This is a genomic window from Floridaenema aerugineum BLCC-F46, from assembly GCF_041929345.1.
Taxonomy (GTDB): Bacteria; Cyanobacteriota; Cyanobacteriia; order Cyanobacteriales; family Aerosakkonemataceae; genus Floridanema; species Floridanema aerugineum.
In genome coordinates this window covers 15,911-30,243 of sequence record NZ_JBHFNQ010000013.1, presented here as the reverse complement: position 1 = coordinate 30,243, position 14,333 = coordinate 15,911, and the positions used below count along the sequence as shown (strand labels likewise).

12 protein-coding genes are annotated in these 14,333 nt (G+C 39.5%); 5 read left to right on the top strand and 7 right to left on the bottom strand.

The features are described 5' to 3' along the window. Positions 1–80 precede the first annotated feature (80 nt). From ACE1CC_RS01245 to ACE1CC_RS01230, 4 genes are all read right to left on the bottom strand, one after another. Positions 81–572, bottom strand: coding sequence for a DUF29 domain-containing protein (locus ACE1CC_RS01245; protein WP_413268659.1), 492 nt, complete (start codon positions 570–572; stop codon positions 81–83). Positions 573–604: 32 nt separating this feature from the next. Next, positions 605–3,130 carry an FkbM family methyltransferase gene (locus ACE1CC_RS01240; protein ID WP_413268658.1) on the bottom strand — a complete coding sequence of 842 codons (2,526 nt, stop codon included), beginning with the start codon at positions 3,128–3,130 and terminating at the stop codon, positions 605–607. A 15-nt stretch (positions 3,131–3,145) separates the two neighbouring features. Continuing rightward, entirely contained in the window at positions 3,146–5,026 is a 1,881-nt protein-coding gene (locus tag ACE1CC_RS01235) for a tetratricopeptide repeat protein (protein ID WP_413268657.1), read from the bottom strand. A gap of 1,053 nt (positions 5,027–6,079) precedes the next feature. Next, positions 6,080–6,487, bottom strand: a complete 408-nt coding sequence (locus ACE1CC_RS01230; RefSeq protein ID WP_413268656.1) for a hypothetical protein — start codon at positions 6,485–6,487, stop codon at positions 6,080–6,082. Between the two features lie 226 nt (positions 6,488–6,713). Between ACE1CC_RS01230 and ACE1CC_RS01225 the strand changes: the two genes are divergently transcribed. The 3 genes from ACE1CC_RS01225 (at position 6,714) to ACE1CC_RS01215 (ending at position 10,036) form a co-directional block, all read left to right on the top strand. Then, complete coding sequence (locus tag ACE1CC_RS01225; RefSeq protein WP_413268655.1) at positions 6,714–9,155, top strand: CHASE domain-containing protein; 2,442 nt, start codon at positions 6,714–6,716, stop codon at positions 9,153–9,155. Positions 9,156–9,253: 98 nt separating this feature from the next. Beyond that, entirely contained in the window at positions 9,254–9,664 is a 411-nt protein-coding gene (locus tag ACE1CC_RS01220; protein WP_413268654.1) for a low temperature requirement protein A, read from the top strand. Between the two features lie 147 nt (positions 9,665–9,811). Further along, on the top strand, positions 9,812–10,036 hold the full coding sequence (locus tag ACE1CC_RS01215; protein ID WP_413268653.1) for a hypothetical protein: 225 nt from the start codon (positions 9,812–9,814) through the stop codon (positions 10,034–10,036). Positions 10,037–10,111: 75 nt separating this feature from the next. On the opposite strand, the gene ACE1CC_RS01210 is transcribed toward ACE1CC_RS01215, so the two are convergent. Together ACE1CC_RS01210 and ACE1CC_RS01205 are read right to left on the bottom strand one after the other, a co-directional pair. Further along, entirely contained in the window at positions 10,112–10,390 is a 279-nt protein-coding gene (locus ACE1CC_RS01210) for a BrnA antitoxin family protein (protein ID WP_413268652.1), read from the bottom strand. Then, positions 10,353–10,631, bottom strand: coding sequence for a BrnT family toxin (locus ACE1CC_RS01205; protein ID WP_413268651.1), 279 nt, complete (start codon positions 10,629–10,631; stop codon positions 10,353–10,355). The genes ACE1CC_RS01210 and ACE1CC_RS01205 overlap by 38 nt, the downstream gene beginning before the upstream one ends. Before the next feature lie 309 nt (positions 10,632–10,940). Between ACE1CC_RS01205 and ACE1CC_RS01200 the strand changes: the two genes are divergently transcribed. Beyond that, positions 10,941–11,792, top strand: coding sequence for an Npun_R2479 family HD domain-containing metalloprotein (locus ACE1CC_RS01200; protein ID WP_413268650.1), 852 nt, complete (start codon positions 10,941–10,943; stop codon positions 11,790–11,792). A gap of 50 nt (positions 11,793–11,842) precedes the next feature. Continuing rightward, positions 11,843–13,036, top strand: a complete 1,194-nt coding sequence (locus ACE1CC_RS01195) for a patatin-like phospholipase family protein (RefSeq protein WP_413268649.1) — start codon at positions 11,843–11,845, stop codon at positions 13,034–13,036. Positions 13,037–13,069: 33 nt separating this feature from the next. Here ACE1CC_RS01195 and ACE1CC_RS01190 read toward each other — a convergent pair whose 3' ends face one another. Then, a complete protein-coding gene (locus ACE1CC_RS01190; RefSeq protein WP_413268648.1) occupies positions 13,070–14,314 on the bottom strand; it encodes a molybdopterin molybdotransferase MoeA in 1,245 nt (414 codons plus the stop codon). Positions 14,315–14,333 lie beyond the last annotated feature (19 nt).

The following is a 14,333-nucleotide window of genomic DNA, read 5'->3' as shown; positions in this document are numbered from 1 at the left end:
CACCATATCCTATTTATTAATATAAACGCAAATTCCTAACTAATGTCGCTTTAATCCTCGCTGAATTGCAGTTATTTATGTCAAATTCCATAGCTTTTTTTGAGCCAATCTTGGTCATTTTCACTAATAAGTCCTGGTAAAAAGTCCTGGTTTTCTATTTGTTCCCAAGTATAGGAAATTTCTGCTGGAAAAGCTTGTATTCCGATATCTGTTTCCTCAACTGCTAAATCAACTCCATCTAGGTAAGCTTTTTTTATCGCTTCATCTAAGTAAGGCTTTAAACTAGGATTTTGTTGGAGTAAATCAGTAATTTTTCGGCGCTGTTCCCGAATTGTTCTAAGCCAACTTTTAGACCTTTTATTGGGTTGATATTCCCATTTTAATAAGTGTCCAATTAGAACTCCTAGACGATTAATTAATTCTCGTTTTTCCTGTTTACCCAAAGATTCTATTTCCTCAATCAAATTGTCAATATCTAGATTATTTAGGTCACGCTGACGTAATAATTGAACTTGTTTTTGAGTCCAAGCATAAAAGTCAGTTTCGTATAGGTCGATCGGTGGAAGGTTCATAGTTTCTTCCTCAGAGGGCTTTAATTCGATTGTTATTTATTAACTTTAACTGGTTTCAGATTATCCAATTTTAACTCGAAGTCTGGCGGAACACAAAAAATACTATTTGATTCGGCATTACCAAAAAGGTTTTCAGAATTTCCTAAATAGTTATTTGGGTTATAAATTGGGATTTTATGCCAATACAATTTGTAACCACACTCAGCCAAAAAATTTACTAAACTTTTATCATTTTTAGGTTGGTAGTTAATATAAAGAATTGGCTGCAACGCTTTAATTGTGTTAATTGCACCTTGTAAAACAGCCAACTCCATCCCCGCAACATCTATTTTAATTAACCGACAGCGTGGCAAATTTAAACTATCAAGTGTAATAGTCTGGGCAACTTCACTTTCCCCATCTTCACTAATATCTAATTTACTAAAATCATGAGGTTTGCTATAATCCAATACAGGCAGGTTTATCGCGGAAAATGTATCGCTAACTGCCACATTATAACAGTAAGTATTAGTAATACTATTGAGTGCTAAATTAGCACAGAGATTTTGAAAAATCACTCTTTGCGGTTCAAAAGCTAAAACTGTTCCTTGTTCCCCAACTGCTTGAGCTAAATAAACCGTATGACTTCCAATATTTGCCCCAATTTCTACTACTAAATCTTCAGGTTTAATGATTTGTTGTAACAGTTCAATCTCGCCTTCTTTATATTCGCCGTAAGCTGACAAAGATTTGCCTACTTCCAAATCGTTAATATTATAAAGTAAAACTCCGTGACGGCATTTTTTCAAGTTGTTAAATCCATTAGCAGGAAGTAAACTTTGTTCAGGTAATTTATTTTCCATCGCTTTATTTTTTAACTCATTAACCAATTTTTCTAACTCAAAAGCTACTCTTTGAAATACCGGATGCCAATCTCCTAATTTAGTTTGGCGAAACAAGCGTAAAGTTGGATACCAGGGGTTATTTTCTCCTTCTAACATCCAACGCCAATCAGCTACTTTTGATAATACAACCCATACAGTTTTGCCCATTGCGCCCGCTAAATGTGCAACTGATGTATCTACACATATTACCAAATCTAGCTGGTCGATCGCAGCCGCAGTATCAGCAAAATCATTAATTTTTTCGCCTATGTCTTGAATCTTTCCGGTTAAATTTAACTCTGTTAACTCCTGCGCTTTTGCACCTTTTTGTAAACTATAAAAAGCAATGCCTGGAATGTCTAAGAGTGGGAGAAAATTTATTAAATTACAAGAACGATTGCGATCGTTAGTATTACCCGGATTTCCCGCCCAAACTATGCCGATTTTCAAGTAAGTTTCTGGGGGTGATTCTAAAATAATCGAAGTGGTTTTTGGGGGGAATAAATAGGGAATATTTGTGGGAATTGTTTCGGCAGAAGTACCCATCAAATAAGGTAAACTCATTGTTGGCGCACAGTAATCATATTCCACTGTTGTTCCCGAAGTTACTATTTGCTCAATTCCAGGAACGGTGCTAAATAATCGGTATAATTCTTCGTAGCAAGCTAATGTTATATGTGCGCCTTGTTGGGCAATTAAAGGGGCGTACCGGATAAAATGAATGTTATCACCAAAACCTTGTTCGCAAAGGAGGAGAATTTTTTTGCCTTGTAAATCTCCTCCGTACCAAACTGGTTGAAAGGATGCAATTTTGCGATATTCTTGAGTGTACCAACGCCATTCATATTCGGCAAATCCACTTTTCAATTCTCCAGCTATTAATAAACAGATGCCTAAATTTTTATGGGCTTCGGCAAAGTTGGGGTCTAGAGTTAAGGTATATTGTAATTTAGCGATCGCATCCCCCAACCTATCCTGATATTTCAGTGCGTTAGCATAGTTATAATGTGCTTGCACGTAGTTAGGATTTAAGTTTAAAGCTTTTTCGTAACAGGCGATCGCTTCCTCAGCTTTACCTTGAGTTAACAACACATTACCCAAGTTATTATAAGCATCAATATAATTGGAGTTTGAAGCTAAAGATTTTTCATAACAAGCAATAGCTTTTTCTAAATTTTCCTCTTCCTCAAAAGCGTTACCTAAATTGTTGTGTGCTTCTGCATATTCGGGATTTAATTTAATTGCTTGCTGGTAGCAATTAATAGCTTCTTCCAGATAACCTTCTTCTTGCAAAACTAAACCTAAGTTATTGTGAACTTCGGGAAAGTTAGGTTTTAAAGAGATGGTTTTTTGGTAATGAATTTTCGCTGTTGCTAAATCACCCTTAGCTTTGCAAGCATTACCCAAATTATAGTAAGCTTCTGGGTATTTCGGAATTAGGGTGACAGCTTGCTGATATGCTGCGATCGCATCTTCTAACTGATGCTTCGCCAAAAAGCAATTCCCCAAATTGTTATACACTTCGGCTAAATTGGGATTTAAGTAAATGGCTTTTTGGTAATAAGTAATCGCTGTTTCTAAATTACCGTTAATTGCCCAAAGATTAGCCAGATTTTTATAAGCTTCCCAATCTTGAGCATTTAATTCAATAGACTTTTGGTAAAAAGCGATCGCCTCCGCAAAATTACTTCCCATTTTACCTCACCTTGATTACGAACCTTGATATTCTGACAACAATTGCGGTATGTAATCATATCCATCTACCCCGATTTGGCGGAGAAATTGCGATCGATTTTTTTCCATCACACTTTGGAAAGCATCCGCGCCAATTTGTCCTTTAATAATTGTCAGTAATCCTGCTGATTGTCGCCATTGCGGAGAAGAAATGCGCTCCAAAAGATACATTCCTATTGTACCAAAGTAAATCGCTTTTTCTGTTTCTTGTAAACTATAATTAGCCTCAGCCAAATAAGCTAAATTCAGCCCTTGTAAATACAAATCTCCCGAAATTCCCGCCGCTTGATAGCCAATTTCTAAATAAGAAATCGCCGCTTGAGGTTGAGATAAAACCATGTAAGCAATTCCCAAACTTGTACAACAAAAAGCTTTACTTTGTTGTATAGTATATCCAGCGAGATAGCTATCGCTCAATCTTTCTAATAACTCTAAACCTTGCTGTAAATAATTAATTGCGCCCTCATAAACTTCTGTGTCTAATCGATCTAATTCTTGGGCTTGAAAAACCTCACTGTAACCGAGATTTGCTAAAGCGTTAGCTTCTCCCAAGCGATCGCCACTTTGCCGACTTAAAATCAACGCCCTTTGACTATAACTAATCGCTTCCGAGTAATTTTTTTGCGCTACATAAATCCGGCTAATATGATTAAAATTGGCAATTTCGCAAGGTTGATCCTCTGCCGATCGCGCAATTACCAAAGCTTGTTCGTGGAAAGAAATCGCTCGATCGTACTGTCCGATCGCACCGGAAGAATAACCCAACAAAGTGAGAATTCGCGCCTTTTCTTGCGTACCCTCAACCCTTCGCAAAGGTTCATCCAAATAACTGATTGCCGATCGCAAATAATCACCACTAAAAGAAGCAAAAATCCCCCCGTACAAAGGAAAGTACTTCTGTTGAGCGAAAGTTCGGAGAATTTGCAACGTTACTTGAAAACAGCCATTACTTAAAGTATTTCTCGCACTAAAACCGCTAGCCAACTGTGACCAAATTAACGCAAAAGTAATAAAAGTAGAAATCGAAATTTTTGCGCCAAATTTAGCATCATAAACCAGTTTATCAAACCAATTAACCAAACCTCTTTGTAAACATTGTAAAATTACCGCCAATTCCACAAAAGCTGAAACTTCTACAGTTTGTCGAAAAACAAATTCCGTAATTGACTGATTTAATGCTAAACTTTGAAACACCGCTTTCGGAAAGGGATTATCTACTAAAGAAGCCCATAAACTCCAAGGGCCACTATCCCCAGGAACACCTTCAAAACCTAATTTTCCGCGACTTTGATCGTAAATCCAGCTAACTAAATGTTCTTGTAACTTGCCCCAAGATTTTAAACCTTCAGTCAAGCCTAAAGCTAATTGCTGAAGTTGTTCATTTAATTCAGAATTAGAAGAGTTTTGGGCTTGTTTTTGCAGAGAAGTTGCTAATTGTTGAATTTGGTCTAAATTTAAAGGTTGGGCTTGATTTGGATCGATCGCCTGCAACAAAGCAATTAAGCGATTGTCAGCCTCAGCATTCACAATAGCAGTTGTAGACGTAGCGATCGCCGAAGCCACCAGATTTTCCTGGTGATACCGTTGCCATTCGCCTTCAATAGTTTGTAGAGCCCGCAAAACGCGAGTCGCTTTTGCTTGCTTGAGTTCATCCGTAGGATTGTCAATTTCCGACTGTGTAGCGTTAACGCGATCGCTCAAACATTGCTCAAAAATTTCTCCCGTTCCCGCAGTAATACCGCGCAGCAACATCTGATAAACCTGCTGTTTCGAGCGAATTTTTCCCTTCAAGGTAGTTTGAACAATCTCATCAATTAAAGCGAAATAGCGATCGCGCAGAGAAAGAGAATCGGACATAAGCTTGTGCAATCGGGGTCTTGCTTTAAGTTGACATACTCCCCTTGTTAAAACCAGGGGATTCAAAAATGTTGTTTTGCAGCCGAGTGAACTCATGCTACTCCACATTTTCTTCCTGTTTCTTTGACTCTTAACTAGACATTCAACAGATGTTTCCCGCCCCCGTCAGACCGTCTTCACAGGAATTTTCTTTAACGTTCAGGAAGTGCCCCTCCCCAAACGGATCTGAATCTTATTTTGGCAACAATTTCTCTACCTTTTCAGGTTTTATCGTGCAGGTCGCGTCACCTTTACTAATTTCTTGGGTGATATTTGTCTCGACGATCCATGATGGGGCTGAGTCACCCGGTAATCATAATTGCGCTTTACCGCCTACATAATTATACCAGAAACAACAGGATAAATCCTGTTGTGTCGCTATCAAACCCAAAATTAAAAGTCAGGGGTTCTCACGCTCCCATATTTTTTTGATAGCTCGAAAACCACAACTTCTAGGAGAAGACCGAAAAGCGATCTTTAAAGGCAGGGTGTAGGGGGTAGGGGTTAGGGTGTAGAGAAAAAATATTGGAGAGTTCATCAGATTGACGTACCATTGTCACAGTTTTGACAACTCAAAGAGTCAATATAAAAATAAGTTTCGTATTGCTCCTCACACACACACTAACAGAAAAAAAGCCTGGAACTCATGCCTCCAGGCTCTTTTATTTAGGGTTTGCTGAATAAAGGTAAAAAGTAAGATAAGCAAGGGTGAAAGCGCCTTTTTTGCTCACAACAACTGCCAGTTTTTCAGACCTTTTGGTGCTTTCATCCCGGCCTTTTTCCAGGAAATTGTAGGGACACGGCACGAAAGAGATAACGTAGGAATTCCAAATTTTAATGATGCCGTGTTCCTACCCCCACCAACAGACTTTTTCAGCAAGCTCTATTTATAAGGCAGAAGGCTCCAAGCAAAGAAAGGCAAAAGGTAAAAGGCTCCAAGGCTCGAAGGCAGAAGATAAAATTCCCCTTATCCCCTTGTCCCCTTATCCCCTTGTCCCCTTGTCCCCGTTGCCTTTATTTTGCCAACATTTTTGTCACTTCTGCATTCATTAAAGCAATGTCAGGATCGCGTTGAATAGCGCGAAAATACTGCTTTTCCAACAAAGTTCCTTCCGCGCATGGTTGGATCAGAACTCGTGCTTGTTCCAAAAGTTGATTAGCTTCATTCAAAGTCACAGGTTCCTTAGAACCCAAAAACTCATCTATCTGAACAATAAATTGAGAGATCGGACGCAACCAGCTAAACCACTCATCGCCAATCACTAATTGAAAAAACTCGTTGCTTGACTTAATGCGTCCGTGGAACTGTTCATACTCAACTCGTTCAGAATCGAGTAATGCCTTGTGAAGACGCAACAGAGTTTGCCGTAAGTCACGCAGGTGTTGCAATGTTGAATTTAACAAAGGATCAGTTGAAGTCATTGAGTAGCGAACTGAGTAAACACTTTTCCCATCTTGGCACATTGCTAATTTACAGTGGTTAAATTATTTTGGCTCTCATAGATTTTAATAATAGTTTTAATCAGCTTAATTTCTCTAGATCTTTGCGCCCTAGTGTTTCCCTTTGGTATAGAATAGCAATTTTACTGATTACATCTGAGTAAATATTAATACAGAATAGTATTTATTAAACAATAAACCGATCGATATGGCTTCACCAGAAAAGCGCCGCTACACTCCAGCATGGTTAATTTTAGCTCTGGGTACTCTTCTATCAATTGTTGCTGCCCTCACTGTAGCAAAATGGGAAAAAGAAACCCACCGCGCCGAATTTAAAAACCAAGCAGATAAGTTAGCTACGGCGCTGCAACAAAGTATCGATACTAACTTGGGAATGCTCCGTGCTACTGGTAGCTTCTATGCAGCATCAGAAAAAGTTGGGCGACAAGAATTTTCTACTTTTGTTCAAGATTTTATGACTAGATATCCGGGTATTTTAGCATTTAGTTGGTCTCGTCGGGTATCAGCAGCCGAGCGACAAACTTACGAGCAAGCAATTCGAGCCGAAGGTTATCCTAACTTTGAGATTGTCGAACGTGGAGCCTACGGGAAAATATTTAGAGCCCCAGAGCGCCCAGAATATTTTCCCGTAACTTATATAGAAGCTAGAGAAAGCCAAGCTGGAGCTTTAGGTTATGATTTAAATGCTGAATCTACACGCCGAATTCCTTTAGAAAAAGCCAGAGATACAGGAAAAATGGCGGCTACAGAACGAATCAAAATTTTTACTACCAAACAACTTGGCTTTTTAACATTTCATCCTATTTATCGCCGCGATGCTACTCTCAATACTTTAGAATCTCGCCGGGAGAATTTCCAAGGAGTTACCACAGCGGTTTTTCAGGTTTCTGATATTGTCAAAGCTGCTTTAGCTGGAGTCCAGTTAAATAATATCGACTTTTATTTGTTGGATAATTCTGCTCCTAATGATGAGCGTTTTTTGTCTTTTTACCAGTCAAGTAAGAAACAAATAATAACTGATATTGATCAAAAATTTTCAGACCAAATCAATACTGGGTCTTTCTGTTACTACAATTTCTGTACTCGTACCCTTAATGTTGCCGATCGCCAATGGTCAATTATTATTATCCCCCAAGCCGAGTACATAGGCATCCAATCTTTTTGGAGAGCTTGGGTAACGCTGTTTAGTGGTTTAATTTTGACTTGGCTTGTTACTGCTTATTTAATAAGTTCATTACGTCACACTTCGCAAGTGGAAAAATTAGTTTTTGAACGGACAATACAAGCCAAACAACTTCGAGAAACTTTGCAAGATTTACAGAAAAATATGGAAATACTGGACTTAGCTAATGATACCATTATTATTCGTGACTTAGAAAACAGAATTAATTATTGGAATCAAGGCGCAGAAAGGCTCTATGGTTGGAAAAGATCTGAGTGTATTGGTCAGTATACTCATATATTATTGCAAACCATTTTCCCCACATCTCGTGAAGAAGTTTTTACTCAATTTTTAGAAAAGGGAGTTTGGGAAGGTGAGTTAATTCATACTAAGCGAGATGGTAGACAAATTACCGTAGAAAGTCGTTGGACTTTACAAAGAGATGAGCGGGGAAATGCGATCGCCATGTTGGAAATAAACAACGATATTACTCAGCGCAAACAAGCCGAAGCAGCCATACATAAACTAGCAGCTAGAGAACGGGAAAAAGCCAATCAATTACAGCAAACATTAAAAGAATTACAAAAAGCTCAAACCCAACTTATTCAAACCGAAAAAATGTCTAGTTTGGGTCAATTAGTCGCCGGAGTAGCCCATGAAATTAATAACCCAGTCAACTTTATTTATGGCAATTTAGCACATACTGACAATTATATTCAAGAGTTAATAGAACTGTTAAATCTCTATCAACGATACTACCCCAATCCGGCATCAGAAATTCAAGACTACTATGATACTAATGAAATAGATTTTTTAGTCGAAGACTTACCAAAAATGTTATCTTCTATGAAAATTGGTGCCGAAAGGATCAGGCAAATTGTGTTGAGTCTCCGCAATTTCTCCCGCTTCGATGAAGCAGAAATGAAAGCAGTAGATATCCATGAAGGCATAGAAAACACATTGTTAATTTTACAAAATCGCTTGAAAGCTAAACCCAATCATCCCGCTATTGAAGTAATTAAAGAATATGGAAATTTGCCCAAAATTGAATGCTACGCCGGACAACTCAATCAAGTATTTATGAATATTATTACCAATGCGATCGATGCCTTAGATACTTACAATGAACAGCGTTCTGTCGAAGAAATTGAAAATAATCCCAGTATTATTAAAATTTGTACCACAGTTATTGGAGAAGGAACAAAAGAAAATCCCCAGCAGGTTTTAATCAAAATTGCGGATAATGGTCTAGGTATGACTCCCGAAGCGAAAAAGCGACTATTCGACCCATTTTTTACCACTAAACCAGTAGGTAAAGGAACAGGTTTGGGATTATCTATTAGTTATCAAATCGTAGTAGACAAGCATGGTGGTATGCTAAGTTGTGAATCAGAATTAGGACAAGGTACAGAATTTTTGATTGAAATTCCCATGAATCAACAGCAGAAAACTAAAACTGAGAAATGAGTAGATAAAATTACCTCTGGCAAAGTGATATCCTAATAACAAAAATTTCGCAGCTTTAGCGATTAAAATTGGTTCAAGCATTGCATGGAGATCCACAAATGTCGAAAAGCTTATGGCAACGACCACATTTATTGAGTGAGAAACAGGATAAAGAAAAACGTGCTAGTTGGCTAGAACTATTTTACGATTTAATCTTTGTCGCTGCGATCGCCGAAGTCGCCCATTATCTACACGGTCATCTCACAATTTCCGGCTTTTTTAGCTACATACTAATGTTCGTCCCAATTTGGTGGTCTTGGGTAGGTGCAACATTTTATGCTACCAGATTTGATACAGAAAATATTCCCCATAGAGTATTGACATTAATACAGATGGTAGCGATCGCCATCGCTGGATGGCAACTTTCGCCAGTAATGTTAATGGTTTTATTGGGAATAGCTTGTACAATTCAAATCGTTTTGGATTTAATCAAAGGAACTCTACAACCGCAACCAGAATCAGCACAATAACAAATGAATTGGTAGATAAATTATGCCCCATCATCGAGATTTAGAGCGTGCAATTGAGTCTGGCAATTTAGAACAATTAAAATCTCTCCTAATTTTGGCAGAGCTACCTTGACAGTCAAAATTGAGAAATGTAATTAAAAATATATCATGACCCAAACTTTCCCGATCGAGCGCACCCTCAAAACATTTAGTCAACTGCAAACTCAATTCAATCTTCAACGCAGCACAAACGAGCAATTTTTCCCTGAATGGCTAAATATTGACACTGAACTAACACAAAAGGAACAACAAACACTTGATGCCATTCAGCTTATTACTTCTTTTGAAAACTTCAATTTGTTCTATTACAAGGCTTTCAAATATGTTCATTGAACTTCTTCAATTTATAAATTAATAGCTAATATGGTGAGCATTGCCCACTTTAGTTTTACCCAGTGCCGCCTGCTGTTAAATTACCTGTTTGCCGCCACTACTCTCGATATAACGCCGCAAGATTGTATTAATCGCAGTTTTGTACTCTGCACCTTGCTCTCGAAACCATGCCATTACATCAGCATCTAGCTGAATCAGGTTACGCGCTTGGGCTGCTGGTATTCTCAACGTAGCATTCTCAAAAAACTCATCAGTCAGCAGTGGAATATCCGAGTAATCGATATCATCATCAGTCATCGCCTCTAGCGCCGCCCAATCAGTACGAGAGATATTGCTGGAATCGTTGACGCTCATATCGGTTAGCCTTTCGTGCTGAGATGATCCGAATTATATCATCCAGCCGTTCTGTCCAGACTACAACCGCTACACCGTTTCGCAAAAAGCCGATTCCAATCCAGCGATCCTCGCCATAGTCAGTACGCTCATCAAGCTCACTTAGCATTGGGCCATCGAACATCTCAGGAACATCTGCGAAGTCAATCCGATGTTTGGCAATATTTTCTGCTCTCTTCGCTTCGTCCCATTCAAACTGCATGGAGGCTTGATAAAGGCTAAGTACTCGTCAATTTATGATAAGTGATTTTGCTGTTACACAAATGCTGCCAGAAACTCGGTTTTTGCTTATCCTACGCCGCACCACTTAACACACCCTACAAAAACTATACCCCTATCACCATCAGCATTTCCGAGCATTGAGACTCAAGTCACAACCACAAACGCCTACTGTCACCCTGCTCAACAGGAAAACCGCTCATTATATTCACATAGATCTAGAGCACAACAGCTAACCATTATCTGAATTGCCCTAGTACCTGTCATGTCTCGCAAGTAGAAGAATTCGATCATGTTTGATGCTACCCAATTAATTATCGATCGCTTCGTCCAAGAACTACGCGAAGGTTATCGGCGGATTTACGGAGGCTGGAAACCAGACTACGCCGATATCATCGCTTGGGCGGGAAACATGGCATTAGAAAACATTGCCAACAGTGATGCCCTTTACCACAACGTTGAACACACTATCTTAGTCACTCTCGTAGGACAAGAAATCATGCGCGGTAAGCACATCCGCGAAGGTGGAGTATCCTGCGAAGATTGGTTGCATGGCATCATTTCTTTGTTGTGCCATGACATTGGCTATGTTAAAGGTGTTTGTCGTCAAGATAAACCACTAGAAAACTTATACGCCACCGGAATCAACGGCGAAATGGTCAGATTAAACCCTGGAGCTTCAGATGCCAGTTTAGCCCCTTATCATGTTGACCGAGGTAAACAGTTTATTCAAGAACGCTTTGGCTATCACAAATTAATTGATGCCCCCACCATACAACGTAATATGGAATTAACTCGTTTCCCAGTGCCTAATGATGAAGATCATCAAGATACAGGAAATTGTCCGGGTTTAGTTCGCGCCGCTGATTTGATTGGTCAATTAAGCGACCCCAGATATTTGAAAAAAATTGGCGCACTTTACTACGAATTTGAAGAAACAGGCGTGAACAAAAATCTCGGCTACCGCCATCCCGGAGATGTACGCCATAATTACGCCAAATTCTACTGGAATGTGGTTTATCCTTATATCGATCAAGCACTCAGACATTTGGAATTAACCCAGGAAGGTAAACAAATTTTGGCAAATCTTTACGCCAATGTCTTCGTTGTGGAACATGAAATGCCCTTGGTTGAGGCTGCATGAATCAACATCAGCTAGCCAAGTCTGACAGAAATTATGCGGAGTAGCTCGCTATGACTTTCAAAATTCTCAGCTTAGATGGTGGGGGAATGCGGGGAATTATTTCGGCTCGCATTCTCCAAGAAGTAGAAAGACAAGTTCAAGAAAAAGAAGGTAAAGCTTTACACGAATATTTTGACCTGATTGCCGGAACTTCTACCGGATCAATACTAGCCGCATCAATTGCTACCGGAAAAACCGCTCTACAATTGATTAATCTCTATAGAACCAAAGGAAAAATCATTTTTCCGCCTAGCTTTCTGCCTGCATTACAGCCAATTATTGATCTCTTCTCCTCTTCTAGATATAGTCATGAAGGTTTGATAAGGACTTTAAGAACAGAGTTAGGAATCATCAGAATTAGCCAAATTCAACATCCGATGATCTTAATTCTCGCTTATGATTTGCTGTATCGGAACACTACTTTTTTCACTAATTGTCATCCAGATATTGGGGCGCGATGGTACGACGATACCCCACTTTGGGAAATTTGCGTTAGCTCATCTTCCGCACCGACTTACTTCCCTCCATATCTATTAAAACCCTACAACACAGAAAAATTTGGCAATTGGTCTTTTCCCCATATTGATGGGGGAGTCTCTGCCAATAACCCATCTTTAGCGGCAATTAGTTTAGCTTTAAGGATTAGTCAAAACCCAGATGTGCCGCTAGAAATCAAGCAAAAATATAAACTTGACAATCTCAAGTTAGAAGACATTTCTGTACTTTCTGTGAGTACCGGGCGCAGTGGAGAACCATATCTTTATGAAGAAGCAAAAGAGTGGAGACCTTTAGATTGGGCGCAAAAAATTGTTGATGTATTTATGGAACCTAACGCTGAAATTTCCACTACAATTTGTCGGCAAATTATGGGAGGATCGTTCTCAAAACGTTATTTAAGGCTTGAGTTTGAATTAAATGAAAAATTCAGGGCTAAAGCGAACGAAACTTATAAAGATACTCGCGAATTAGTCGGCAAAGATCAGCGAATTAACAGGTTTACTCAACAGCAACTGAGTGAAGCAATTGATGATGCTAGCGATCGATATATCAACGATGCACTGGAGGCGGCAAAAGCATACGTTGAAAAGGGTTGCACCTATTATACCAGAAACGATTGCGGGCCTTTGGTGAAAGATGCGATCGCAGGCTTCATCGCAGCAAACAAAGCACCCGGAAAATCCCCAGTATTACAAAGTTCGTTGTAACGACTTCAGTCGTTCCCTTACCACAGAGAAAAACTAACTTACTTGTAAAACTTGCACCAAATCTCCTACATTTACCAAAGTTTTTCCCACTGGTAAAACAGCTAAACCATTAGTTTGTGCCAAATTAATCAGATTTCCTGAACTCTGGCTACCACCAGCCAGAGTAAATTCATATTCCCCATTTACTAAACGTAATTTTCCCCAAAAGTAAGACTCTTTTTTGCCATCAGATTTCAAATTGTGTTGAGTTTTTGCTTGGACAAATGTAGGTTGCCAAAAATCCGAAATACCCGACATTTTTTTAATTGCTGGTTGTACAAATCGCCAAAAGGTTACTAAAGATGAAACTGGATTTCCGGGTAAACCAAAGTACAGAATTGGCGCTCGCTCATTACCAGAATTAAAAGTAGCAAAAGTCAAAGGTTTTCCGGGTTTAACCGCAATGGCGCGAATCTGAATTTCTCCACCTAATGAAGAGAGAATTTGATCTACAAAATCATAATCTCCCACAGAAACACCCCCCGAAGAAATTAAAATATCAGCAGATTCTAAAGCTTGAAAAATCGCATTTTTTAACTGTTCTGGATCGTCGGGAATAATCCCTAACATTTGGGGTATTGCACCAGTTTGTGTCACCAAAGTTGCCAAAGCATATTGATTTGAGTCTACCAACTGACCGGGTTTTAATGGTTGGTCAGGCGTTACCAGTTCGTCGCCTGTGGAAAGAATTGCCACCACCGGACGACGATAAACTGGAATTTGGGTACATTGGGCGGAAGCGAGGACAGCAATTTCGGTTGCGCCAATGCTAATCCCCGGAGAAAGTAAAGGTGTTCCCGCTTGGGAAAAAGCACCTTTTTTGCGAACAAAGGCTTGAGGTGCAGACTCACTTAAAATTTTGACAGAGTTGCCTTCTCGCTGTGTCACTTCCTGCATTACTACAGTATCCGCCCCTGCTGGCATCATTGCGCCTGTGAAAATTCGCGCCGCTTGTCCGGGTAGAATTGATTTTTGCGGAGTTTTTCCTGCCGGAATTTCTTCGATAATCTCTAAAATCGCTGGATTTTCGGCATTACATTGGGCTACATCAGCATGACGGACAGCGTAACCATCCATCGCTGAATTATCCCAATGGGGAAAGTCTAACTGACTGGTGATTTCTTGAGCCAGAATCCGCCCGGATGCGCCCAAAAGGTCTACAATCTCTATATCCCTCTCAGGATTGAGGGGCTCGATTGAGTTGGCGATAATTTGTTCGGCTTGTTGGACTGATAGCATGGGATTGAAAAGTGAAGCG

Excerpts from the sequence above, each read along its gene's own strand:
- ACE1CC_RS01210 (WP_413268652.1), bottom strand. The coding sequence starts at position 10,390 with ATGAGCGTCAACGATTCCAGCAATATCTCTCGTACTGATTGGGCGGCG.
- ACE1CC_RS01215 (WP_413268653.1), top strand. The coding sequence starts at position 9,812 with ATGACCCAAACTTTCCCGATCGAGCGCACCCTCAAAACATTTAGTCAA.
- ACE1CC_RS01220 (WP_413268654.1), top strand. The coding sequence starts at position 9,254 with ATGTCGAAAAGCTTATGGCAACGACCACATTTATTGAGTGAGAAACAG.
- ACE1CC_RS01245 (WP_413268659.1), bottom strand. The coding sequence starts at position 572 with ATGAACCTTCCACCGATCGACCTATACGAAACTGACTTTTATGCTTGG.
- ACE1CC_RS01205 (WP_413268651.1), bottom strand. The coding sequence starts at position 10,631 with ATGCAGTTTGAATGGGACGAAGCGAAGAGAGCAGAAAATATTGCCAAA.
- ACE1CC_RS01200 (WP_413268650.1), top strand. The coding sequence starts at position 10,941 with ATGTTTGATGCTACCCAATTAATTATCGATCGCTTCGTCCAAGAACTA.
- ACE1CC_RS01195 (WP_413268649.1), top strand. The coding sequence starts at position 11,843 with ATGACTTTCAAAATTCTCAGCTTAGATGGTGGGGGAATGCGGGGAATT.
- ACE1CC_RS01230 (WP_413268656.1), bottom strand. The coding sequence starts at position 6,487 with ATGACTTCAACTGATCCTTTGTTAAATTCAACATTGCAACACCTGCGT.
- ACE1CC_RS01225 (WP_413268655.1), top strand. The coding sequence starts at position 6,714 with ATGGCTTCACCAGAAAAGCGCCGCTACACTCCAGCATGGTTAATTTTA.
- ACE1CC_RS01240 (WP_413268658.1), bottom strand. The coding sequence starts at position 3,130 with ATGGGAAGTAATTTTGCGGAGGCGATCGCTTTTTACCAAAAGTCTATT.
- ACE1CC_RS01235 (WP_413268657.1), bottom strand. The coding sequence starts at position 5,026 with ATGTCCGATTCTCTTTCTCTGCGCGATCGCTATTTCGCTTTAATTGAT.
- ACE1CC_RS01190 (WP_413268648.1), bottom strand. The coding sequence starts at position 14,314 with ATGCTATCAGTCCAACAAGCCGAACAAATTATCGCCAACTCAATCGAG.